Here is a 23,317-nt window from a genome sequence, read left to right on the forward strand (position 1 = left end):
CGCGGGACCAGATACTGAGCCCGACGGCCGCGCCGGAGAGCGATCTCGAGGGCCTTGCGCCCGCAGCTCGAGCTCGGGGTTTGGCACACAACGGGTGATGGACGCAGGTTGCCTACCTCCCTAGGTTGGGGGAGTGCCTCAGGATCCCCGGCCCGGTATCGACGGACCCGGCAGCGACGCACTGCTGCGCGCCGGCCGCTTCTTCACGCGCTGGGACGAGACCGACGACGGACGCGCCGTCTTCCGGGAGGGGGGCCGCGCTGGCGACGTGTTCTACCGCGACCGGTGGAGCCACGACAAGGTGGTGCGCTCGACGCACGGCGTGAACTGCACCGGCTCGTGCTCGTGGAAGGTCTACGTCAAGGACGGGATCATCACCTGGGAGAGCCAGGAGACCGACTACCCGTCGGTCGGCCCCGACCGCCCGGAGTACGAGCCCCGCGGCTGCCCGCGCGGCGCCGCCTTCTCCTGGTACACCTACTCGCCGACCCGGGTGCGCTACCCCTACGCGCGGGGCGTGCTGGTCGACATGTTCCGCGAGGCGAGGGACCGGCTCGGCGACCCGGTGCTCGCGTGGGCAGAGATCGTCAACGACCCCGACAAGCGGCGCCGCTACCAGCGGGCCCGCGGCAAGGGCGGCCTGGTCCGGGTCAGCTGGCGCGACGCCGTCGACATGGTCGCGGCCGCACACGTGCACACCATCAAGACCCACGGCCCGGACCGCTGCACGGGCTTCTCGCCGATCCCCGCGATGTCGATCGTCTCCCACTGCGTCGGCACCCGGTTCATCCAGCTCATCGGCGGGGTCATGACCTCGTTCTACGACTGGTACGCCGACCTGCCGGTGGCCAGCCCCCAGGTGTTCGGCGACCAGACCGACGTGCCCGAGTCGGGCGACTGGTGGGACGCGACCTACCTGGTGATGTGGGGCTCCAACGTCCCGGTCACCCGCACCCCCGACGCGCACTGGATGACCGAGGTCCGCTACCGCGGCACCAAGGTCGTGACGGTCAGCCCCGACTACGCCGACAACACCAAGTTCGCCGACGAGTGGATGCCTGCCCAGGCCGGGACCGACGCGGCGCTCGCGATGGCCATGGGGCACGTGCTGCTCAAGGAGTTCTTCGTCGACCGGCGTACTCCCTTCTTCGTGGACTACGCCCAGCAGTTCACCGACCTGCCGTTCCTGGTCCGGCTCGAGGAGCACGAGGCCGGCGGGCTCGTCCCGGGCAGGTTCCTCACCTCCGCCGACCTGGGCGCAACGGCGCCCGAGGACACGTGGAAGACCGTCCTCGTCGACGGCGCCACCGGGCAGCCGGTGGTGCCGAACGGCTCCATGGGCTTCCGGTACGCCGACTCCGGCAAGGGCCGCTGGAACCTCGACCTCGAGGGAGTGTCGCCGACCCTCACCCTGGCCGGTGAGGGCAGCGAGGCGACCGAGGTGCTGCTGCCGGCGTTCGTCGAGGCCGACGGCACCGGCTCGGTGCTCCGGCGCGGCGTCCCGGCGCGCCGGGTCGGCGGTCACCTGGTCACCACCGTCTTCGACCTGATGCTGGCGCAGTACGGCGTGGCCCGCGACGGGCTCCCGGGGGAGTGGCCGGCCGGCTACGACGACGTGAGCACGCCCTACACCCCCGCCTGGCAGGCCGAGCGCACCAGCGTGCCCGCCGAGCAGTGCATCCGGGTGGCGCGGGAGTTCGCGCGCAACGCCGAGGAGTCCGGTGGCCGGTCGATGATCATCATGGGCGCCGGGATCTGCCAGTGGTTCCACGGCGACGCGACCTATCGCGCGGTCCTGGCGCTGCTGATCCTGACCGGGTCGATGGGCCGCAACGGCGGCGGCTGGGCGCACTACGTCGGGCAGGAGAAGTGCCGCCCGATCACCGGCTGGATCTCGCTGGCCAACGCCCTGGACTGGAGCCGGCCACCGCGGACCATGGCCGGCACGTCGTTCTGGTACATGCACACCGGCCAGTGGCGCAACGACGGCTACTCCGCCGACTCGCTCGGCTCGCCGCTGGCCCGCGGCCACCTCAGGGGCAAGCACACCGCCGACGTGATCGCCGAGTCGGCGCGGCTGGGCTGGATGCCCTTCTACCCGCAGTTCTCCGCCAACCCCCTCGACGTCGCGGAGCAGGCGCAATCGGCGGTGGACGACGGACAGGCTGCCGATGTGGCGTCGTACGTCGCGGGCGCGCTCGAGGACGGCACCCTCACCTCGGCCATCGCCGACGTCGACGCGCCCGAGTCGTGGCCGCGCACGCTCGTGCTGTGGCGCTCCAACCTCTTCGGTTCTTCTGCGAAGGGCAACGAGTACTTCCTCAAGAACCTCCTCGGCACCCACCACAACGTGCTCGGCGCCGAGAACCCGGAGGCCCCGCGGCCGAGCGAGGTCGCGTGGCACGACGAACCGCCCGAGGGGAAGCTGGACCTGCTGGTCTCCGCCGACTTCAGGATGACCTCGACGACGCTGCTCTCCGACGTCGTCCTCCCTGCCGCTACCTGGTACGAGAAGCACGACCTGTCCTCGACCGACATGCACCCGTTCGTGCACGCCTTCAGTCCGGCGATCGACCCACCGTGGGAGGCGCGCACCGACTTCGAGGCGTTCCACGCGATCGCGCAGCGGCTCTCGGAGCTCGCCAAGGACCACCTCGGAACCCGGCGCGACCTGGTCGCCGTGCCACTCCAGCACGACACGCCGGGCGAGACCCCGCGCGATCCCTACGACACCCGGCCGGTCTATGCCGTGGTCGAGCGCGACTACACCGCGGTCGCGGAGAAGCTCGCGACAGTCGGGCCGCTCGCCGACACGCTCGGTTTCACGGTCAAGAACGTCACCTATCGGCTCGAGGAGCAGGTGGCCGCGCTGGCGCGCACCAACGGCGTGATGTCGAGCGGCGCCGGCGCGGGGCGGCCCGCGATCGAGACCGACCGGCACCTCGCCGAGGCGATCCTGCGCTTCTCCGGCACCACGAACGGTGCACTCGCCCTCCAGGGCTTCCGCACCCTGGAGGAGCGGGTCGGCAGGACCCTGCACGACCTGGCCGAGGGGTCGGAGGAGAAGCGGATCAGCTTCGCCGACACGCAGGCGGCGCCGGTGCCGGTGATCACCTCGCCGGAGTGGTCGGGCTCGGAGACCGGCGGTCGCCGCTACGCGCCGTTCACCGTCAACATCGAGCGGCTCAAGCCGTTCCACACCCTGACCGGCCGGATGCACTTCTACCTCGACCACGACTGGATGACCGACCTGGGCGAGGCGCTGCCGACCTACCGGCCACCCCTCGACATGCAGCGGCTCTTCGGCGAGCCCGCGCTCGGGCCGGACGGGACGCTGCAGATCACCGTGCGCTACCTCACTCCGCACTCCAAGTGGTCGATCCACTCCGAGTACCAGGACAACCTGTTCATGCTCTCGCTCTCGCGGGGCGGACCGACGGTCTGGATGAGCCCGCAGGACGCCGGTGCGATCGAGGTCCACGACAACGACTGGGTCGAGTGCGTCAACGTCAACGGCGTGCTGGTCGCGCGTGCGATCGTCACCCACCGGATGCCGCGCGGGGTCGTCTACGTCTACCACGCGCAGGAGCGCACGATCGACGTTCCGAGGTCCGAGGCGACCGGCCGGCGAGGCGGCATCCACAACTCCGTGACCCGGCTGCTGGTCAAGCCGACCCACCTGATCGGCGGCTACGCCCAGCTGTCCTACACGTTCAACTACCTCGGTCCCACCGGCAACCAGCGCGACATGGTCACGACCATCCGCAAGCGCTCGCAGGAGGTGCAGTACTGATGTCCGAGCGACGCTCGCGCAGCGAGCGCAGCGAGCTGGGCGACCGGAGCGAGGAGGTCGAGCCTGTCGAGACCACCGCAGCCCTCGCAGGGTCGCAACCGCGAGCGGTCGGGCGGGTGCCTGGGCTGCGGGGATCTCGACAGGCTCGATCGGCGGTGGTCGGGCGGGTGCCTGGGCTGCGGGGATCTCGACAGGCTCGATCGGCGGCGGTGGCGGGAGGAATCGACTGATGCGCGTGATGGCCCAGATGGGCATGGTGATGAACCTCGACAAGTGCATCGGGTGCCAGACCTGCTCGGTCACCTGCAAGCAGGCGTGGACCAACCGCGCGGGCACGGAGTACGTGTGGTTCAACAACGTCGAGACCCGGCCCGGGCAGGGCTACCCGCGACGCCACGAGGACCAGGAGCGGTGGAAGGGCGGCTGGGAGCTCAACCGGCGCGGGCGGCTGCAGCTCAGGACCGGCGGGCGGCTACGGCGGTTGCTCTCGATCTTCGCGAGCCCGGTCCAGCCGGAGCTCAAGGACTACTACGAGCCGTGGACCTACGACTACAAGACGCTGGTCGAGGCGCCGCTCGGTGACGACTTCCCGGTCGCCCGGCCCAAGTCGCTGATCACCGGTGAGGACACCAAGGTGACCTGGTCGGCGAACTGGGACGACAACCTCGCCGGCGCCTCGGAGCTGGGCCACCTCGACCCGATCGTCCAGCGGGTCCGCAAGGAGTCCGAGGACCGGATCAGGTTCGAGTTCGAGCAGACCTTCATGTTCTACCTGCCGCGGATCTGCGAGCACTGCCTCAACCCGTCGTGCATGGCCTCCTGCCCCTCGGGCGCGATCTACAAGCGCTCCGAGGACGGCATCGTGCTCGTCGACCAGGACCGCTGCCGCGGCTGGCGCCAGTGCATCACCGGCTGCCCCTACAAGAAGATCTACTTCAACCACAAGTCGGGCAAGGCCGAGAAGTGCACGTTCTGCTACCCCCGCGTGGAGGTCGGCATCCCGACCGTCTGCTCGGAGACGTGCGTCGGCCGGCTGCGCTACCTCGGGCTCTTCCTCTACGACGCGGATGCCGTCACCGCGGCCGCCTCGGTGACTGACGAGAAGGACCTCTACGAGGCGCAGATGGAGCTCCTCCTCGATCCCGAGGACCCGCAGGTGGTCGCTGCCGCCCGCGAGCAGGGGATCCCGGAGGACTGGCTCGAGCACGCGCGCCGGTCGCCGGTCTACGCGCTCGCGAAGAAGTACCGCGTCGCACTGCCCCTGCACCCGGAGTACCGCACGATGCCGATGGTCTGGTACGTCCCCCCGCTCTCGCCGGTGGTCGACCTGCTCTCCGAGCAGGGCCACGACGCCGAGGACCGCGACGTGCTCTTCGGCGCCATCGAGTCCCTGCGGATCCCGGTCGAGTACCTCGCCGAGCTGTTCACCGCCGGCGACACCGACGTCGTCGACGGCGTGCTGCGCAAGCTGGCCGCGATGCGCGCCTACATGCGCGGCATCAACCTCGGCCGCGAGCCCGACGGGTCCATCCCCGAGTCGGTCGGGATGACCGAGGAGTCGATGTACGAGATGTATCGGCTGATGGCGATCGCGAAGTACGACGAGCGCTACGTGATCCCGAAGGCGCACGTCGAGCAGGCCCACGACCTGGAGGAGCTCGGTTGCTCGCTCGACTACGACGAGGGTCCCGGCATGTACGGCTCCGGCTCCTTCGGGGAGGCCAGCGGCCGTCCGGTGCCGGTCGCGGTCGAGACCTTCCACGCGCTCAGGCAGCGGCAGACCACCGACGAGCCGGCCAGCAGCGAGGAGCTCCGGGGCCGCGTCAACCTCCTCAACTGGGACGGCAACGGCGCGCCGCCGGGCCTCTTCCCACCGAAGCACGAGGAGCACTCGTCGTGAGGGCGCGGGTCGTCCGGCAGGCCGCGTCCCACCTGCTCGCCTATCCCGACCAGCCGCTCCTGGACCGGGTGCCTCTCATCCGGGCGGCGCTCGCCGAGCAGCGGGTCGGCTCGTTCGACGAGCTCCTCGAGCACGTCGAGCGCACGCCACTGGCGCAGCTCCAGCAGCAGTACGTCGAGGTCTTCGACCTCTCGCGCCGCCACGCGCTCTACCTGTCCTACTGGACCGACGGCGACACCCGTCGCCGTGGCGAGGTGCTGGCCGCCTTCAAGCAGCGCTACCGCGACAGCGGCTTCCTCGTCGACACCTCCGGCGAGCTGCCCGACTACCTGCCGATGGTGCTCGAGTACGCCGCGGTAGCCGACCCTGAGGGGGGCGAGGCGCTGCTGCGGGAGTACCGCCCCAGCCTCGAGCTGCTGCGGATCGGGCTGGAGGAGGACGGCACGCCGTACGCCGCGGTCGTGGCCGCGGTCTGCGCGACGCTACCGGGCCCCTCGCCCAAGGACCGGGCCGCCGTCCAGGCGCTGGTCGGCGGGCCCCCGGTCGAGTCCGTCGGCCTCGAGCCCTACCTCATCAACGGTGACCCGCGACTGCTCCCGATGGCGGGACGTCGATGAACACCCTGCTCTGGGGGGTGCTGCCCTACCTGGTGATCGCCACGCTGGTGCTCGGGACGATCTGGCGCTACCGCTACGACAAGTTCGGCTGGACCACGCGGTCCTCGCAGCTCTACGAGTCGCGGCTGCTGCGGATCGGTTCGCCGCTGTTCCACTTCGGCATCCTCGTGGTGCTCATCGGCCACATCGGCGGGCTGGTCATCCCCGAGAGCTGGACGGAGAAGGCCGGCATCTCCGAGCACCTCTACCACGTCAACGCGCTTCTCATCGGCGGCCTCGCGGGCTTCTGCACGCTCGTCGGCATCGTCATCCTCATCGTCCGGCGGCGGACCTCGGGCCCGGTCTTCATGGCGACCACCGTCAACGACAAGGTGATGTACGTGGTGCTGGTCGGCGCGATCGTCTTCGGCCTCTGGACCACGCTCGTCGCGGTGGGCGCCGGCTCGGAGGCGCACAACTACCGCGAGACCGTCTCGCCGTGGTTCCGCTCGATCTTCCGGCTCAACCCCGACGTCGACGCGATGGCCTCGGCGCCCGTCCAGTTCAAGGTGCACACGCTGGTCGGGCTGCTGCTGTTCGCGACGTGGCCCTTCACCCGGCTCGTCCACGCGTTCACCGCGCCGGTGCACTATCTCTTCCGCCCCTACATCGTCTACCGGAGCCGCGACGCGCGGACCCCGGCGCCCACCGGGCGGCCCCGCGCGGGCTGGAGCCCGGTCGGCACCACCGACCGCGACCGGACCAACAGGTGAGCGACGCCCGCGCGGCGCCGGACCTGGGCCACGGCCAGGCGAAGAACCTCGCCCTGGCGACCCTGGCCTTCGCGGTCAGCTTCTGGGCGTGGAACATGATCGCGCCGCTCGGTGTCCGCTACACCGAGGACCTCGGCCTCTCCTCCGGTCAGAAGTCGCTGCTGGTGGCGACGCCGGTGCTGGTCGGCTCGCTGGGCCGGATCCTGTCCGGCGCGCTGACCGACCGGTTCGGCGGCCGGCTGATGTTCACGGTCCTGCTGCTCGCGACCGCGCCGTTCGTGCTGCTGGTCGCGCTCGCCGGGAACAGAGACTCCTTCGGGCTGCTGCTGCTCTTCGGCTTCTTCCTCGGCATCGGCGGCACGACGTTCGCGGTCGGCATCCCGTTCGTCAACGCGTGGTACCAGGCGGACCGGCGCGGGTTCGCGACCGGCGTGTTCGGGGCCGGCATGGGCGGCACCGCGCTCTCGGCGTTCTTCACCCCGCGCTTCGTCGACTGGTTCGGCTACGGCGTCACACACCTGATCGTCGCGGCGGCGCTGGTGGTGGTTGCGTTCCTGGTCTGGACGACGATGCAGGACTCGCCGGCGTGGGTGCCGAACACCAACCCCGTGGTCCCCAAGCTGGCCGCGGCGATGAGGCTCGCGGTGACCTGGCAGATGTCCTTCCTGTACGCCGTTGCCTTCGGCGGCTTCGTCGCGTTCTCGACCTACCTGCCGACCTACCTCAAGGACGTCTACGACTTCGACCTGACCCAGGCCGGCACGCGGACGGCGGGCTTCGCGCTCGCCGCGGTGGTCGCCCGGCCGATCGGCGGCGTGCTCTCGGACCGGCTCGGGTCGCGCCCCGTCGCGGCGGTGGCCTTCGGCGGTGCGGCCGTGCTGGCCGTGGTCGTGTCGCTGCAGCCGGAGCCCGAGGTGCCGGCCGGCCTCTCCTTCGTGGCGCTCGCGGCGTTCCTCGGCCTGGGGACCGGGGCGGTCTTCGCCTGGGTCGCGGAGATGGCACCCAAGGAGCGGGTCGGCAGTGTCGCGGGCATCGTCGGTGCCGCCGGCGGCCTCGGCGGCTTCTTCCCACCGCTGGTGATGGGCGCGACCTACGACGAGGCCGACCACAGCTACACCGTCGGGCTGCTCCTACTCTGCGCCACCGCGGTGGTGGCCATGGTCTACACGCTGTTCGGCGTCCGCCGGCGCACTCCTGCGACCTGACTCCCGCCCATCCCGCGCCCCCGGGTGAGGCCCTGCTCACAATCGGCTATTCGGTGTTGCTAAGTACGAGTACTTAGCGCTACTGTGTACTGGTAGTCAACAAGACTATGTACCACTAGTCAGCACCACCGAGTAGCTGAGAGGACGTGCTCCATGGGCAAGCAGGCGACCGAGATGCTCAAGGGGACGCTGGAGGGCATCGTGCTGGCCATCCTGGCCGGCCGGCCCGCGTACGGCTACGAGATCACGGCCTGGCTGCGGGAGAAGGGCTTCTCCGACATCGCCGAGGGGACCGTCTACGCCCTGCTCGTCCGGGTCGAGCAGCGCGGCCTCGTGGACGTGGAGAAGGTCCCGTCCGAGAAGGGGCCGCCACGCAAGGTCTACTCCCTCAACGACCGCGGACGCGACTACCTCGAAGAGTTCTGGAGGACCTGGAGCTTCCTCGCAGAACGACTGGAACAGCTCCGCGAAGGAGGCCGATAACCATGGCCGCGAAATGGATCGAGCTGGTCACCGGATCGCTCGAGCACAAGAAGCAGTACCGGCAGTACAAGGCCCGCATCCAGGCCCTGCCCGAGCCCTACCACGCCGTCGCCACCGCAGTGCAGCGATACCTCACCTACTACGCCGGGGTCACCGACGGGGAGACCCTGGTGAAGATGTTCGGCGACCTCGCCGACCTCTGGGAGCGCGCCGCGGCCGACCGGACGCCGGTGCGCGCGATCCTCGGCGAGGACCCGGTCGAGTTCGCCGAGACCTTCGCGCAGGCCTACACGGGCAGGCAGTGGATCGACAAGGAGCGGGCTCGCCTGACCCAGGCGGTCGACGAGGCCGAGCGGGGCGAGCAGTCGTGACCGTCGACGCGACCATCCGCGTGGACGGCCTGGAGAAGTCCTACCAGGCGCTGGACGTGCTGCGCGGGGTGGACCTCGAGGTCGAGCGCGGCAGCATCGTCGCCCTGCTCGGCTCGAACGGCGCCGGCAAGACCACGCTGGTCAAGATCCTGTCCACCCTGCTCCAGCCCGGTGGCGGGTCGGCGAGCGTGAACGGCTTCGACGTCGTCACGGAGGCGGCGCAGGTGCGGGAGTCGATCAGCCTCACCGGGCAGTTCGCCGCCGTGGACGAGACCCTCACCGGGCGGGAGAACCTCGTGCTCGTCGCCCGGCTGCGCCACCTGGCCGACCCCGGACGGGTCGCCGACGGCCTGCTGGCCCGGTTCCAGCTCGCCGACGCGGCGGACCGGCGCGTGTCGACGTACTCCGGAGGGATGCGCCGCCGTCTCGACATCGCCATGAGCCTCAGTGGGAACCCGCCGGTGATCTTCCTGGACGAGCCGACCACCGGCCTCGATCCGCAGGCGCGGGTCGAGGTGTGGCAGGCCGTCAAGGAGCTCGCCGGGCGGGGGACCACGGTGCTCCTCACCACGCAGTACCTCGACGAGGCCGAACAGCTGGCCGACCGGATCGCGATCCTCCACGAGGGCCGGATCATCGTCAACGGCACCCTCGCCGAGCTCAGGCAGCTGCTCCCGCCGGCCGAGGTCGAGTACGTCGAGAAGCAGCCGACGCTCGAGGACGTCTTCTTCGCCGTCGTCGGCGACCGCGGCGGCGAGCCCGCTGCGGCCGGCCCGATCGGCATCGACAACTAGGGGAACCACCATGACAACGCACTTCTTCAGCGACACGACCACCCTGCTGGGTCGGTCCCTGCGCCACATCGTGCGCAGCCCGGACACCATCATCACCACCGCGGTCATGCCCATCGCCATGCTGCTGCTCTTCGTCTACGTCTTCGGCGGCGCGATCGACACGGGGTCGGGCTCCTACGTGGACTACCTGCTGCCCGGGATCCTCCTCATCACGATCGCATCGGGCATCTCCTACACCGCGTTCCGGCTCTTCCTGGACCTGCAGGGCGGGATCTTCGAGCGGTTCGAGTCCCTGCCGATCGCGCGGTCGTCCGTGCTGTGGGCACACGTCCTCACCTCGCTGGTAGCCAACCTCGTCTCGGTCGTGGCCGTCGTGCTCGTCGCGCTCCTGATGGGCTTCCGGTCGGGGGCCGGGGTGCTCGCGTGGCTCGCGGTCGCCGGCATCCTCGTCGTCTTCACGCTGGCCCTGACCTGGCTCGCCGTCGTCGCCGGCCTGACCGCGAAGACCTCGGACGGTGCGAGCGGCTTCTCCTACCCGCTGATCTTCCTGCCGTTCATCAGCTCGGCGTTCGTGCCGACCGACTCGATGCCCGGCCCGGTGGCGGCCTTCGCCGAGCACCAGCCGGTGACCTCCATCGTCGACTCCATCCGCGACCTGCTCGCCCAGCAGCCGGTCAGCGCCGACATCTGGGTCGCGCTCGCCTGGTGCCTCGGCATCCTCGCCGTCGGCTACGCCCTCGCGATGGCGACGTTCCACCGCAAGACCGCCTGAGTCGCGTGGGCCTGCGGCTCAGCTGCAGAAGACCCGGGCCAGGAACGCGTCCACGAACTCGTCGCTGTCAGCGGCGAAGCTCGGAGTGATCGCGACCGTGACCCGCCTCCGCAGGTCGGTCGTCGCATACGACCAGGCCTGGTAGGCGAGGGCGTCGCCGTCGTGGCCGATGACGGTGACACCGCACGTCGTCGTCCGGACGAACAGCCCGAGCCCGTACGGCGAGTCCTCCAGGGGCGTCTCCATCTGGCCCAGCAGCTCCGGCGGCAGCAGCCGGCCGCCCAGTAGCGCGGCGAAGAAGCGGTCGAGGTCGTGGGCGTCCGAGATCAGCTCGCCGGCCGCGCCGAACACCGACGGGTTCATCCGGGTGTAGTCGACGAGAGCGCCGTCGGGGCCGGGGACGTAGCCGTGCGGGTGCGGGCCGGGAATGCCGACCGACGTGCCGGGCAGGCTCGTGTGGCGCAGCCGCAGGGGTCGGATGATCCGGCGCTCGACCTCGGCGGCGTAGGAGCGTCCCGTCACCTTCTCGACGACCTCGGCGAGCAGGAGGTAGTTGGTGCTGGAGTAGTGGAAGGCGGCGCCCGGGTCGCCGGTCGTCGGCTGGGCGAGCGCGCGCTGGGCCAGCTCCTCGGTCGTCCAGGTGCGCCAGCGGTTGTCGTAGAACGCGGGGTCCGGCGGCTTCGGCAGGGTCGGTACGACGTCCGGCAGGCCGCTGGTCTGGTCGAGCAGCTCCCGCACGGTGATCCGCCCGCCGTCTGGCACCACGCCCGGCAGCCACCTCTCGACCGGGTCCGCGAGACGCAGCCGGCCCTCGTCGACGAGCTGGAGCACGACGGTGGCCACGAAGGTCTTGGTGATGCTGCCGGCCCGGAACAGACCGCGCGTGGGCACCGGACGCGCCCTCCCGAGCTCGGCGACCCCGCTGGTCCCACGCCAGACGTGGCGTCCGTCGTGCACCTCGGCGAGCGCGCCGACCGCCGCCGTCGCCGTGATGTCGTCCAGGGCGTGCTGCCACCGTGCCTCGGTGGCCGGCCGTTGCCCCGGCGTGGCCTCGTCAGCCACGGCCGGCACAACCGCGACCGCTGCCGCCGTCACCATCGTCGTCATCAAGATCAGCGCCCCGAGCGCGCGTCGCATCTGTCGTCCTCTCGTCGGTGTTCGGTCGAGGAGAACAAGCGTGGTGCGCTGGTGGGTCAACCGCATCGGGCATGACCCTGAGCGGTCCCCGGAGCCCGGTCGGGTCCTTGGTCAGGTCCGCGGTCGGGTCGTGTCGCCAGGTCCGTGGTCAGGTCCGTGGGCAGGGCCGGTCGCTGTCGACCTGGGAGTCGCCTGGTCGAGGCGGCGCGGAGGGCGCGAACAGCGTCCGGTCCGGCTTGAGGTCGAGCAGGGGGGTCCCGTCGACGCAGTCGAGCCCGCGCACGAACACGGTCGCGCCATCGACGTGGTCGAGCTCGGCGATCGCAGTCGCGATGGGGTTCGGGCGGACCGGGGAGCGCAGCGAGAAGGTCCCGCGGATCGCGCCGTCGTCGCGCGGGCTCTGCAGGACGAGGTCACGGCGGGAGAGGTGCAGCCAGTAGAGGACCTCGACCCGCTCGAACGCCTCGAGGCCGGCCAGCGCCGCGACCCAGGGCTCGAAGACCTCGATCCGGCAGAGCGGGCCGTCCGGGCGGCCCTGGCGCGGCGTCTCGGTCCGGGAGGTCCACGGCGTACGGATCGTGCCGATGAACACCAGGCCCGCGTCGGTGGCCGGAGGCTGCTCGACCGCGACCTCGGCCTCCCGGAGCTCGTCCTCACCGACCACAACAGAATCCTCCACCATCACGCGCGAACCAGCGGGCGGGCTCGACCATCACACCCGATAGCGGACCCGTCGTGGCCGCAAGCAGGAGGGGTCGAGGGGGGTGCCGCCGTGTCCAGGACCTGGAACGTCTCGGCTCGCGTCGCCGCCGCGCTCGCCGCTCTGGTGGCCGTCTGGACGCCGCCGTCCGCCGCGGTGGTCGACCCGCCGCAGTGGGCAGACGTCGCCGGCCTGGTCCACGCTGCTCCGACGGCGGCGCGTGCAGCGTCGGGACCGAAGCCGGTGCGGGCGCCACGCGACCACCGGCCCAACGTGGTCCTGATCTCGGCCGATGACATGCGTCGGGACGAGCTTCGCTACCTGCCGAAGACCCGAGCCCTGCTCGGACGGGAGGGCATGAGGTTCACCGACGCACTCACGCCGCACCCGCTGTGCTGCCCGGCGCGGGCCGAGCTCTTCACGGGCCAGCTCGCGCAGAACAACGGGGTCCGGACGAACTTCCCTCCGCAGGGTGGGTACGCCGCCTTCGACCCGGAGCACACCATCGGCAGGTGGCTCCATGCGGCCGGCTACAACACGGCCTTCGTGGGCAAGCACCTGAACGCGCTGCCCAAGAACGTCCCGCGCGACCCCGGGTGGACCATCTTCGACCCGTCGCTGCGCGGCTACAACGACTACGTCGACTTCGTGCAGTACAACGACGGCGACCCCGAGCGGGTCGCCGGTCGTGACCACTACTACACCGACTACATCGCGCACCTCTCGACGACCTACCTGCACCGGCTCTCCGGGTACGACGCGCCGTTCTTCCTGTGGGTGAGCCACTTCGGCCCGCACACCGTCGACAAGAAGCGCTGCGCGGGGAGCTACTGCCACAAGGCCCCGCCCCCGTCGTCGCCGTCCTACGACAGCAACCCGCGGCAGGTGGAGCGTGATCGCGAGCTCAGCCGGCACCGGGCTGCACGGCTCTTCCGCAGCCCCGCCTTCAACGAGCCGGACCGCTCGGACAAGCAGCACCTGCTCGCCACCGCGCAGCCGATCGACCCGTCGTACGTCGAGCGGCTGGTCCGCGGCCGGATCGCCGCGCTCCGGGCTGTCGACCGCGCCGTGGCCGATGTGGTCGAGCAGCTCGCGGACGACGGCGAGCTCGACGACACCTACCTGATGTTCATCACCGACAACGGCTACCTGCTCGGCGAGCACAGCTACGTCGGGAAGATCCTGGGCTACGAGCCATCGGTGCGCACTCCACTGCTGGTGAGGGGTCCCGGTATCCGGGCCGGCTCGGTGTCCGACCGGACCGTCACCCTCGTCGACCTGGCACCGACCTGGCTCGACATCGCCGGGGCGACCGCCGACGTCACCCAGGACGGGGTCTCGCTGCTGCCGATCCTGCACGGCGACGGGCAGGCGGTGCCCCACCCCGGCGGCGTCCTCGTCCAGGCCGGGCCGCACCGGCTGGAGACCGGCGCCCGTGGCTGGTACTTCCGCGGGGTGCGCACCCGTCGCTACACCTACCTGCGCTACCAGGACGGCTGGGTCGAGCTCTACGACCGGCGCCGCGACCCCAAGGAGCTCAGCTCGGTCGCCCACGACCCGCGGTACGCGCGGATCGCCATGATGCTCGCCCATCGCACCCGCGTGCTGGCCGGATGCACGGGTGCCGGGTGCAACCGCGCCTTCCACCCGCTTCCTCCGCCACGCGCCTCGTAGCATGGCCACGCGCTAGGCCCCGGGGGCGCGCAGGAGGTCGCAGATGCAGGTTCCGGCTCCGATCGAGTACGCGCGCGCGTCCAGCGTCGACGAGGCGATCACGCTGCTCGAGCGGCTCGGGGACGAGGCCAGGATCGTCGCGGGGGGACACAGCCTGCTGCCGATGATGAAGCTGCGGCTGGCCAACCCGGAGTACCTCGTCGACATCAACGACCTGCACGACGAGCTCGCGTACGTCGAGGTGGGGGCGCACGAGGTCCGGATCGGGGCGATGACCCGGCACCGCGAGCTGCTGGAGAGCGACGAGCTCAACGCGGTCTTCCCCATCTTCCGGGACGCCGAACGGGTGATCGCGGACGTGCCGGTGCGCAACCGGGGGACCCTCGGCGGCGCGCTGTGCCAGGCCGACCCCTCCGAGGACCTGTCCAGCGTGTGCACCACCCTCGACGCGCGGTGCGTGATCCGCAGCAGCAGCGGCGAGCGGGTGGTGTCGATGGACGACTTCCACATCGGCCCCTACCAGACCGCGGTCGGCCGGGCCGAGATGCTCACCGAGGTGCGGATCCCGGTGCGGCCCAACGGCGGCAGCGCCTACGCCAAGGTCGACCGCAGGGCCGGCGACTGGGCCGTGGTCGCCGCAGGCGCGGCGGTGTGGGTCGACGGCGGCGTCATCGCCGACGCGCGCGTCGGGCTGGCCGCTGTCGGCCCCAACACCACGGGCATCCCGGAGATCTCCCGGGCGCTGCAGGGGCAGCGCCCCGACGAGGACGCGTGGGCCGCAGCCGGTCGCATCGCGGCCGAGAGCTGCCGCCCGGTCTCCGACGGCCGCGGCACCGCCGACTACAAGCGCCACCTCGCCGACGAGCTGACCAGGCGTACCCTCCGGACGGCCGCGGAGCGGGTCGGGCTGTGAAGGTCGGGGGATGAGGGTCAGCATCACGGTGAACGGCGAGCCGTGCACGCGGGAGGTGGAGGCGCGGCTGCTGCTCGTCCACTTCCTCCGCGACGAGCTCGGCCTGACCGGCACCCACTGGGGCTGCGACACCTCCAACTGCGGCGCCTGCGTGGTCCTCTACGACGGTGAGCCGGTCAAGTCGTGCACCGTGCTCGCCGCGATGGCCGACGGCCACGAGGTGCGCACCGTCGAGGACCTCGAGCGCGACGGCGTCCTGGATCCCGTGCAGCAGGGGTTCATCGAGTGCCACGGGCTCCAGTGCGGCTTCTGCACCCCCGGGATGCTGATGTCGGCGCGGGCGCTGCTCGACCGCGACCCCCACCCCACCGACCACGCCGTCCGGGAGGCGATCTCCGGGCAGATCTGCCGTTGCACCGGCTACGCCACCATCGTCCGGTCCGTGCAGTGGGCGGCCGAGCACCAGGACGAGACCGCATGACCACCGAGGTGCGCGGCCACGGGCGGATGCTCCGCAAGGAGGATCGCCGGTTCGTGCGGGGCAAGGGTCGCTACTGCGACGACATCCAGCTCCCCGGGATGCTGCACCTCGCGGTGCTCCGCTCGCCGGTCGCGCACGCCCGCGTCGTCCGCGTCGACACCACGGCCGCCGAGGCGCACCCGAAGGTCCGCGCGGTCGTGACCGGCGCGATGCTCGCCGAGCGCGGGCTGGCCTGGATGCCGACGCTCTCCGGCGACGTCCAGGCCGTGCTGGCCACCGACAAGGTCCGGTTCCAGGGCCAGGAGGTGGCCTTCGTCGTCGCCGACGACCGCTACGCCGCGCGCGACGCGCTGGAGCTGATCGACGTCGAGTACGACGTCCTGCCGCCGGTCGTCGACGTCCGCCACGCGCTCGACGCCGACGCGCCGCTGATCCGCGACGACGTCCAGGGCAAGACCGACAACCACTGCTTCGACTGGGAGACCGGTGACGCCGAGGCCACCCGGCGGGTCTTCGAGACCGCGGAGGTGGTGGTCGAGCAGGAGCTGGTCTTCCCGCGCGTCCACCCGGCACCGCTCGAGACCTGCGGGGCGGTCGCCGACTACGACCGGATCGAGGAGAAGCTCACGCTCTGGTGCACCACGCAGGCGCCGCACGCGCACCGGACACTCTACGCCGACTTCGCCGGCATCCCCGAGCACCGGATCCGGGTCGTCTCGCCCGACATCGGCGGAGGGTTCGGCAACAAGGTGCCGATCTACCCGGCCTACATCTGCACGATCGTGGGCTCGATGCTCACCGGCCGGCCGGTCAAGTGGGCCGAGGACCGCACCGAGAACCTCACCGCGGGCGCCTTCGCACGCGACTACGTGATGACCGGTGAGATCGCCGCCACCAGGGACGGCCGGATCCTCGCCGTCCGCAGCCACGTGCTCGCCGACCACGGCGCGTTCAACGGCACCGCGGCGCCGATGCGGTTCCCCGGTGGCTTCTTCGGGGTCTTCACCGGGAGCTACGACCTCGAGGCGGCGTACTGCTCGATGACCGCGGTGCACACCAACAAGGCGCCCGGCGGGGTGGCCTATGCCTGCTCGTTCCGGATCGCTGAGGCGGTCTACCTCGTCGAGCGGCTCGTCGACCTGCTCGCCGACGAGCTCGGCCGCGACCCGGTCGACCTGCGCCTGCAGAACTTCATCCGGCCCGAGCAGTTCCCCTACACGAGCCGGACCGGCTGGGTCTACGACTCCGGCGACTACGAGGCCGCGATGCGCGAGGCGCTGCGCATCGCCGGCTACGACGAGCTCCGGCGCGAGCAGTCCGAGCGCCGGTCGACCGGCGAGTTGATGGGGATCGGGGTCTCCTTCTTCACCGAGGCCGTCGGCGCCGGCCCGCGGGAGACCATGGACATGGCGGGGCTCGGGATGGCCGACGGCTGCGAGGTCCGGATCCACCCCAGCGGCAAGGCCGTGGTGCGGATCTCGGTGCAGACCCAGGGCCAGGGGCACGAGACGACGTTCGCCCAGATCGTCGCCGAGGAGATCGGCATCCATCCCGACGACATCGATGTGGTCCACGGCGACACCGACAACACGCCGTACGGCCTCGGCACCTACGGCAGCCGCTCCACCCCGGTGTCGGGAGCGGCCGCGGTGCTTGCCACCCGCAAGGTCCGTGACAAGGCCCGGCTGCTCGCCGCGCACATGCTCGAGGTCGCGCCGGAGGACCTCGACTGGGAGCGGGGCGTCTTCAGCGTGCGTGGCGTGCCCGAGGCCCGGGTGACGATCCAGCAGGTGGCTCGCCGCGCACACGGCCCGGGCGACCTACCCGAGGGGCTCGAGGGCGGGCTGGACGCACAGATCACCTACAGCCCGAGCAACCTGACCTACCCGTTCGGCGCCTACATCTGCGTGGTCGACGTCGACCCCGGCACCGCGACGGTGAAGGTGCGCCGGTTCGTCGCGGTCGACGACTGCGGCACCCGGATCAACGAGATGATCGTCGAGGGCCAGATCCAGGGCGGGCTCACCGACGGGGTCGGCATCGCGCTGATGGAGATCGTCTCGTTCGACGAGCAGGGCAACTGCCTCAACGCCTCGCTGATGGACTACCTGATCCCGACCGCGCTCGAGGTCCCGGACTGGGAGAACGGCAAGACGGTCACGCCCGCCCCGCACCATCCGATCGGTGCCAAGGGTGTCGGCGAGTCGGCCACCGTCGGCTCGCCGCCTGCGGTCGTCAACGCGGTCATCGACGCGCTCGAGCCGTTCGGCGTCCGGCACGTCGACATGCCGCTCACGCCGTCGCGGGTCTGGGAGGCGATGCGCGGCAACGGGAGGCCGCCCTACTGATGGACACCGCCTGATGGACACCGCCTGATGGACACGGTCTGATGGACACCGTCTGATGACTCCCACGCAGCTCCGCGCCTTCGCCACGGTGGTGCGCCTCGGCTCGGTCAAGGCCGCCGCCGCGGACCTCGGCGTCACCGAGGCCGCCGTCTCGCTCCACGTCGCCCAGCTCCGCAAGGAGCTCGGCGACCAGCTGTTCAACCGGACCGCGTCCGGGCTGGCGTTCACGCCGGGCGGGCTCCGGCTGGCCAGCCGCGCGGTGGAGATGCTCGGCCTCCAGGACCGCACCGTGCTGGAGGTGCGCGAGGCCGGTGCCGGCCGCCGGCTGCTTCGGCTCGGCACCTCCGCGCTGTTCGCGGAGTATGCCGCCCCGGGGCTGATCAGCCTCTTCGCCGAGCGCGCCAAGGACCTCGACGTGGAGCTCAGCGTGCACCGGACCGCAGACTTCGACCAGCTGCTCGTCACCCGCACCGTCGACGCCACCATCGGGCCGCGGCCGGCCCGGTCGGACTCGTCGATCGCCAGCACGCTCTTCCTCAACTACGAGGTGATCGCGGTCGCCGCCCCTGACCACCCGCTCGTGCAGACCGAGCCGAGCGTCCAGCAGCTGCGCGACGAGACCTGGTTGCTCGGCCCGTCGGCGGCCGAGGAGTCGGGCGTGATCCCCGGCCTGATCCGCCGCATCGGCGTACAGGAGGAACGCCAGCAGATCTTCCAGAGCCACGCCGCGGCGCTCGACGAGACCAAGCGCGGGCGCGGGCTGAGCCTCACACTGTCGTTCACGGTCGCGCCGGACCTCGCCGCGAAGAGCCTGGCCAGGGTCCCCGGCCGGCTGATGAACGCCCAGGGCTCGTGGAACATCTCCACGCTGCCCGGCCAGCAGGCCACGCCCGCGGCGGAGGAGATGACCCGCTTCGTCGCCACGCCGCGCGCCATCCAGGCGATGCTGCGCGGCCGGGCGGTCGCCCACGGCCGGTTCCACCCGGCGGTGCACGTGACGCTCTGGAGCTGATGCCGAATGCCGGCCGCGGGGTCACCGGATATCCGGTGACCCCTGAGCTTCTGTAGCGAGATCTCGGCACAGAACCGGATGGGTCGCTACAGAACCCCTCCGGCCCGGGGCCGCCCGGCACTCCTCGCACCGACCTAAGTGAAGTCTTGATTACCTGTTGTGACAGGTCCGACGCGAGGCGAGAGTGGCCGGCATCACAGGCTCGAGAGGGGCTTGCAGTGGGTGACGAGTCGGGCCGCGCGGGGAACCCGCGCCTTGCCGAGCTGTTCAAGGACGCGCCGCGGACGGGGAAGAGCCCGACGGTCTTCGCCTTCCCGCAGCTCGTGGAGTACCTCGGGATCGCCGGGCAGCCGGTCCAGGGCCCGTGGCCGCCGCACCAGCAGCCGCGGCCCGACCCTGACGACGTCGAGGGCACACCGGTGGCGATCCCCGACCCCGCCTCGCGGCCGGCACCCCCGCGGCCGACCCCGGACGCCCGGTCCGACTCGACGCCCGACCTTCCCGACGTGAGGCCCTGAGATGTACCCGTCCCGGTTCCGCTACGAAGCGCCGGCCAGCCTCGACGAGGCGATCGCGCTGCTTCGCGAGGGTGACGGCGAGGCCAAGGTGCTGGCGGGCGGCCAGAGCCTGGTGCCGCTGCTGAAGCTCCGGTTCGCGAGCCCGGAGCTGCTCGTCGACATCAACAACCTGCCCGGGCTCGGCCACCACGTGGAGGACCCGGACGGCAGCATCCGGATCGGTGCGCTGTGCCGGCACCGCGACCTCGAGCGCTCCGCGCTGCTGCCGGCCAGGCAGCCGACCATGGCCGCCGCGGCGCCGTTGATCGCCGACCCGATCGTCCGCACCCGCGGCACCTTGGTCGGCTCGCTGTGCCACGCCGACCCACAGGGCGACTGGGCGAGCGTGGTCACCTCGCTGGGCGGCCACGTCGTGGCCCAGGGGACGCGCGGGCGGCGGACCATTCCGGTCACCGACTTCGTCACCGGACCCTTCAGCAACGTCCTCGACGTCGACGAGGTCGCGGTCGAGGTGGTCATCCCGGCCCCCAAGGGCACGCCGGTGGGTGGCTACCTCAAGCTCGAGCGTCGCGTCGGCGACTTCGCCACGGCCGGCGTCGCGGTCGCCCTCGACCTGGCCGGCGGGAGGGTGGCCCGGGCCGGCATCGGGCTGACCGGAGTCGGCGGCTCGACGATCGACGCCCGCGAGGCCGCGGACTCCCTGGTCGGCCGGCCCCTCGACTCCGCCGGCATCGAGCGTGCCGCTGACCTGGCCGCGGCGGCCGCCCAGCCACAGAGCGACCATCGCGGCAGCGCCGACTACAAGCGGCACGTGGTGCACACCTTCGTGACCCGGCTGCTCACCCGGGTGGTCGACGGACAGGGCGGTGCTGGACAGGACGGCGCGGGACAGGAGATGGGGGCAGCATGACGAGTCTCTTCGACGAGGTCACGACGGCCACGCCCGACGCGGGGGTCCCGGTACGCCGGATCACGGTCACCGTCAACGGCGAGCCGCGCACCGTCGATGTCGAGCCCCGGCTGCTGCTGGCGCACCTGCTCCGGCAGGCGCTCCGGCTCACCGGCACCCACACCGGCTGCGACACGACCAACTGCGGCGCCTGCACCGTGCTGGTCGACGGCAGCCCGGTGAAGAGCTGCACGATGCTCGCGGTCCAGGCCGACGGGCACGCGGTCACCACTGTCGAGGGGCTCGGTACGCCGAGCGAGCTCGACCCGGTGCAGGAGGGGTTCAAGCAGGAGCACGGCCTCCAGTGCGGCTTCTGCACCCCGGGGATGATGCTCGCCTCCAAGGCGCTGCTCGCGGAGAACCCGGACCCGACCGAGGACGAGGTCCGGTTCGCGCTGAGCGGCAACCTGTGCCGCTGCACCGGCTACCAGAACATCGTCAAGGCGGTCCTCTGGGCCGCCGCGAAGCAGCGGGGGGAGGCACCGCAGTGACCGCCACCCAGGAGGCGCCGAAGGGGCTCGACGAGATCAAGATCGGCGGGCTCGGGTCGAGCCGGAAGCGCGTCGAGGACAACCGGTTCATCCGCGGCAAGGGCAACTACATCGACGACATCGTGCTGCCCGGCATGCTGCACATGGAGATCCTGCGCAGCCCGCTCGCGCACGCGCGCATCAGGTCCATCGACACCAGCGCGGCCTACGCGATCCCCGGCGTACGCCTGGTTCTGACCGGCGACATGATGGCGACCCGCAACCTCGCGTGGATGCCGACCCTCTCCTACGACACCCAGGCGGTGCTGGCCACCGACAAGGTCCGGTTCCAGGGCCAGGAGGTCGCCTGCGTCATCGCCGACGACCCCTACATCGCCAAGGACGGCTGCGAGGCGATCCGGGTCGAGTACGAGCCGCTGCCGGTGATCGTCAACCCGACGCAGGCGATGGCCGAGGGCGCGCCGGTCATCCGCGACGACAAGGAGAACCAGCCCGACAACGCCTGCTTCACCTGGGAGGTCGGCGACAAGGAGGCCACCGACCGCGCCTTCGCCGAGGCCGACGTGGTCTCGAAGCTGCAGCTGCACTACCCGCGCTCGCACCCCTCGCCCCTGGAGTGCTGCGGCTCGATCGCCGACTTCGACCGGTCGACCCAGAAGCTGACCGTCTACATGACCACGCAGGCGCCGCACATCATCCGCGCCGCGGTGGCGCTCGTGGCCGAGCTGCCCGAGCACATGATCCGGATCATCAGCCCGGACCTCGGCGGTGGCTTCGGCAACAAGGTGCCGGTCTACCCCGGCTACGTGATGTCGATCCTCGCCTCGATCCTCACCGAGCGGCCGGTCAAGTGGATCGAGGACCGTACCGGCAACCTGATCTCGACCGGCTTCGCCCGCGACATCTACCTCGACGGCGAGATGGCGCTGCGCAAGGACGGCAAGATCCTCGGCGTCCGCATGCACACCGAGTCCGACCACGGTGCCTTCTTCAGCGACGCCCAGCCCAGCAAGTTCAAGATCGGGCTGATGCACTCGGCGTTCAGCTGCTACGACATCCCGGCCGCGCACCTGACCGCCCGCGGCGTCTACACCAACAAGGCGCCCGGTGGCGTCGCCTACCGGTGCTCGTTCCGGGTCACCGAGGCGATGTACTTCCAGGAGCGCATGGTCCACGCGGCCGCTGCCGACCTCGGGATCGACCAGGCCGAGTTCCGGCGGGTCAACTTCGTCCGCGACGACGACTTCCCGCACCGCACGCCGTTCGGCTTCCTCACCGACTCCGGGCAGTACGCCAAGTGCCTCCGGGTCGGGCTGGAGGCGATCGGGTACGACGACTTCCGCCGCCAGCAGGAGGAGGCCCGCACGCGCGGCCGGCTGCTCGGCCTCGGCATCTCGACGATGACCGAGCCGCTCGGCGCGGGCAACAGCCGGGAGTACGACATCCTCGGCATCAAGATGTTCGACTCCGCCGAGCTCCGCATCCACATGACCGGCAAGGGCATCCTCCGGACCGGGGCGAAGACCCAGGGCCAGGGCCACGAGACCACCTGGGCGCAGATCGTGGCCCACGAGCTCGGCATCCCCGCCGAGGACATCGTGGTCGAGGAGGGCGACACCGACACCGCGCCGTTCGGCATGGGCACCTACGCCTCGCGGAGCACACCGGTGGCGGGCGCCGCGGTCGCGATGGTCGCGCGCAAGGTCCGCGCCAAGGCGCGCAAGCTCGCCGCGCACCTGCTCGAGGTCTCGGAGGAGGACGTCGAGTGGGAGCTGGGCCGCTTCTACGTGCGCAGCAACCCCGCGCAGGGCGTCACCATCCAGGAGTGCGCCATGGCGGCGTACAGCAACATGCCCGACGGCATGGAGCCCGGCCTGGAGGGCAACGCCTACTACGACCCTCCGAACCTGACCTGGCCGTTCGCCTGCTACATCGCCACCGTCGAGGTCGACCCGCAGACCGGGGTCTGGGACGTGCTCCGCTTCGTCGCCGTGGACGACTGCGGCGTCCGGATCAACCCGATGGTGGTCGAGGGCCAGATCATGGGCGGCCTCACCGAGGCCTACGCGATGGCGAACATGCAGTTCATCACCTTCGACGAGGAGGGCAACTGCATAGGCTCGAACTTCATGGACTACCTCCTGCCGACCGCGTGGGAGACCCCGGGCTGGGAGCTGCACGAGGTGGTGACCCCGTGCCCGCACCACCCGATCGGTGCCAAGGGCGTCGGCGAGTGCGCGACGGTCGCCGGCCCGGCGGCGTTCGTCAACGCCGTGATCGACGCCATCGGCAGCGCCCCGGTCCGCAACATCGACATGCCGCTGCTTCCCGACCGCGTCTACGACGCGATCACCAAGCAGCGCGATGTCTCCGGCGCCCCGCCGGTCAAGCAGGGCGACTGAGGCCG

Annotated in this window: 20 protein-coding genes; 18 read left to right on the forward strand and 2 right to left on the reverse strand. The window is 71.1% G+C overall.

Annotation, left to right across the window (positions count from 1 at the left end):
• The first annotated feature begins 133 nt into the window (after positions 1-133).
• The 9 genes from VFV89_RS20400 to VFV89_RS20440 all read left to right on the forward strand — a co-directional run bounded on the left by VFV89_RS20400 (position 134) and on the right by VFV89_RS20440 (position 10,687).
• A complete protein-coding gene (locus VFV89_RS20400; protein ID WP_329707812.1) occupies positions 134-3,793 on the forward strand; it encodes a nitrate reductase subunit alpha in 3,660 nt (1,219 codons plus the stop codon).
• Between the two features lie 229 nt (positions 3,794-4,022).
• Positions 4,023-5,693 (forward strand): nitrate reductase subunit beta, encoded by a 1,671-nt coding sequence (gene narH, locus VFV89_RS20405; RefSeq protein WP_329707813.1) that lies wholly within the window; start codon positions 4,023-4,025, stop codon positions 5,691-5,693.
• Positions 5,690-6,310, forward strand: a complete 621-nt coding sequence (narJ, locus tag VFV89_RS20410) for a nitrate reductase molybdenum cofactor assembly chaperone (RefSeq protein WP_329707814.1) — start codon at positions 5,690-5,692, stop codon at positions 6,308-6,310. The genes narH and narJ overlap by 4 nt, the downstream gene beginning before the upstream one ends.
• Positions 6,307-7,062 (forward strand): respiratory nitrate reductase subunit gamma, encoded by a 756-nt coding sequence (narI, locus tag VFV89_RS20415; RefSeq protein ID WP_329707815.1) that lies wholly within the window; start codon positions 6,307-6,309, stop codon positions 7,060-7,062. Before narJ ends, narI begins: the two co-directional genes overlap by 4 nt.
• A complete protein-coding gene (locus VFV89_RS20420) occupies positions 7,059-8,267 on the forward strand; it encodes an MFS transporter (protein ID WP_329707816.1) in 1,209 nt (402 codons plus the stop codon). Before narI ends, VFV89_RS20420 begins: the two co-directional genes overlap by 4 nt.
• A gap of 153 nt (positions 8,268-8,420) precedes the next feature.
• The gene (locus VFV89_RS20425; RefSeq protein ID WP_329707817.1) at positions 8,421-8,750 is read left to right on the forward strand and encodes a PadR family transcriptional regulator; all 330 of its coding nucleotides are present in this window, start codon (positions 8,421-8,423) and stop codon (positions 8,748-8,750) included.
• Positions 8,751-8,752: 2 nt separating this feature from the next.
• Positions 8,753-9,121: a DUF1048 domain-containing protein gene (locus VFV89_RS20430; RefSeq protein WP_329707818.1), complete on the forward strand. Its 369-nt coding sequence runs from the start codon at positions 8,753-8,755 to the stop codon at positions 9,119-9,121.
• Positions 9,118-9,915: an ABC transporter ATP-binding protein gene (locus tag VFV89_RS20435; RefSeq protein WP_329707819.1), complete on the forward strand. Its 798-nt coding sequence runs from the start codon at positions 9,118-9,120 to the stop codon at positions 9,913-9,915. Before VFV89_RS20430 ends, VFV89_RS20435 begins: the two co-directional genes overlap by 4 nt.
• A 10-nt stretch (positions 9,916-9,925) precedes the next feature.
• Positions 9,926-10,687 (forward strand): ABC transporter permease, encoded by a 762-nt coding sequence (locus tag VFV89_RS20440; RefSeq protein ID WP_329707820.1) that lies wholly within the window; start codon positions 9,926-9,928, stop codon positions 10,685-10,687.
• A gap of 18 nt (positions 10,688-10,705) precedes the next feature.
• On the opposite strand, the gene VFV89_RS20445 is transcribed toward VFV89_RS20440, so the two are convergent.
• Entirely contained in the window at positions 10,706-11,824 is a 1,119-nt protein-coding gene (locus VFV89_RS20445) for a serine hydrolase domain-containing protein (protein ID WP_329707821.1), read from the reverse strand.
• Between the two features lie 148 nt (positions 11,825-11,972).
• The gene (tsaA, locus tag VFV89_RS20450; protein WP_329707822.1) at positions 11,973-12,488 is read right to left on the reverse strand and encodes a tRNA (N6-threonylcarbamoyladenosine(37)-N6)-methyltransferase TrmO; all 516 of its coding nucleotides are present in this window, start codon (positions 12,486-12,488) and stop codon (positions 11,973-11,975) included.
• Positions 12,489-12,596: 108 nt separating this feature from the next.
• On the opposite strand from tsaA, the gene VFV89_RS20455 reads away from it, so the two are divergent.
• The 9 genes from VFV89_RS20455 (at position 12,597) to VFV89_RS20495 (ending at position 23,312) form a co-directional block, all read left to right on the forward strand.
• Positions 12,597-14,198: a sulfatase gene (locus VFV89_RS20455; RefSeq protein ID WP_329707823.1), complete on the forward strand. Its 1,602-nt coding sequence runs from the start codon at positions 12,597-12,599 to the stop codon at positions 14,196-14,198.
• Positions 14,199-14,241: 43 nt separating this feature from the next.
• Positions 14,242-15,111 (forward strand): xanthine dehydrogenase family protein subunit M, encoded by an 870-nt coding sequence (locus VFV89_RS20460; protein WP_329707824.1) that lies wholly within the window; start codon positions 14,242-14,244, stop codon positions 15,109-15,111.
• A 10-nt stretch (positions 15,112-15,121) separates the two neighbouring features.
• Positions 15,122-15,592 (forward strand): (2Fe-2S)-binding protein, encoded by a 471-nt coding sequence (locus VFV89_RS20465; RefSeq protein WP_329707825.1) that lies wholly within the window; start codon positions 15,122-15,124, stop codon positions 15,590-15,592.
• Complete coding sequence (locus VFV89_RS20470; protein ID WP_329707826.1) at positions 15,589-17,940, forward strand: aerobic carbon-monoxide dehydrogenase large subunit; 2,352 nt, start codon at positions 15,589-15,591, stop codon at positions 17,938-17,940. Before VFV89_RS20465 ends, VFV89_RS20470 begins: the two co-directional genes overlap by 4 nt.
• A gap of 55 nt (positions 17,941-17,995) precedes the next feature.
• Entirely contained in the window at positions 17,996-18,952 is a 957-nt protein-coding gene (locus VFV89_RS20475; protein ID WP_329707827.1) for a LysR family transcriptional regulator, read from the forward strand.
• Positions 18,953-19,170: 218 nt separating this feature from the next.
• Positions 19,171-19,470 (forward strand): hypothetical protein, encoded by a 300-nt coding sequence (locus VFV89_RS20480; protein ID WP_329707828.1) that lies wholly within the window; start codon positions 19,171-19,173, stop codon positions 19,468-19,470.
• 1 nt (position 19,471) lies between these two features.
• On the forward strand, positions 19,472-20,380 hold the full coding sequence (locus tag VFV89_RS20485; RefSeq protein ID WP_329707829.1) for a xanthine dehydrogenase family protein subunit M: 909 nt from the start codon (positions 19,472-19,474) through the stop codon (positions 20,378-20,380).
• Positions 20,377-20,910 carry a (2Fe-2S)-binding protein gene (locus tag VFV89_RS20490; protein WP_329707830.1) on the forward strand — a complete coding sequence of 178 codons (534 nt, stop codon included), beginning with the start codon at positions 20,377-20,379 and terminating at the stop codon, positions 20,908-20,910. The genes VFV89_RS20485 and VFV89_RS20490 overlap by 4 nt, the downstream gene beginning before the upstream one ends.
• Positions 20,907-23,312: an aerobic carbon-monoxide dehydrogenase large subunit gene (locus VFV89_RS20495; protein ID WP_329707831.1), complete on the forward strand. Its 2,406-nt coding sequence runs from the start codon at positions 20,907-20,909 to the stop codon at positions 23,310-23,312. The genes VFV89_RS20490 and VFV89_RS20495 overlap by 4 nt, the downstream gene beginning before the upstream one ends.
• Positions 23,313-23,317: the final 5 nt, after the last annotated feature.

The organism is Nocardioides sp. (assembly GCF_036274455.1).
In the GTDB taxonomy this organism is placed as follows: domain Bacteria; phylum Actinomycetota; class Actinomycetes; order Propionibacteriales; family Nocardioidaceae; genus Nocardioides.

Bases quoted from the DNA above. Each gene is read 5' to 3' on its own strand.
- VFV89_RS20460 (WP_329707824.1), top strand. From the start codon at position 14,242: ATGCAGGTTCCGGCTCCGATCGAGTACGCGCGCGCGTCCAGCGTCGAC.
- VFV89_RS20465 (WP_329707825.1), top strand. From the start codon at position 15,122: ATGAGGGTCAGCATCACGGTGAACGGCGAGCCGTGCACGCGGGAGGTG.
- VFV89_RS20430 (WP_329707818.1), top strand. From the start codon at position 8,753: ATGGCCGCGAAATGGATCGAGCTGGTCACCGGATCGCTCGAGCACAAG.
- VFV89_RS20490 (WP_329707830.1), top strand. From the start codon at position 20,377: ATGACGAGTCTCTTCGACGAGGTCACGACGGCCACGCCCGACGCGGGG.
- VFV89_RS20425 (WP_329707817.1), top strand. From the start codon at position 8,421: ATGGGCAAGCAGGCGACCGAGATGCTCAAGGGGACGCTGGAGGGCATC.
- VFV89_RS20470 (WP_329707826.1), top strand. From the start codon at position 15,589: ATGACCACCGAGGTGCGCGGCCACGGGCGGATGCTCCGCAAGGAGGAT.
- narI (WP_329707815.1), top strand. From the start codon at position 6,307: ATGAACACCCTGCTCTGGGGGGTGCTGCCCTACCTGGTGATCGCCACG.
- VFV89_RS20475 (WP_329707827.1), top strand. From the start codon at position 17,996: ATGACTCCCACGCAGCTCCGCGCCTTCGCCACGGTGGTGCGCCTCGGC.
- VFV89_RS20440 (WP_329707820.1), top strand. From the start codon at position 9,926: ATGACAACGCACTTCTTCAGCGACACGACCACCCTGCTGGGTCGGTCC.
- VFV89_RS20445 (WP_329707821.1), bottom strand. From the start codon at position 11,824: ATGCGACGCGCGCTCGGGGCGCTGATCTTGATGACGACGATGGTGACG.
- VFV89_RS20485 (WP_329707829.1), top strand. From the start codon at position 19,472: ATGTACCCGTCCCGGTTCCGCTACGAAGCGCCGGCCAGCCTCGACGAG.
- narH (WP_329707813.1), top strand. From the start codon at position 4,023: ATGCGCGTGATGGCCCAGATGGGCATGGTGATGAACCTCGACAAGTGC.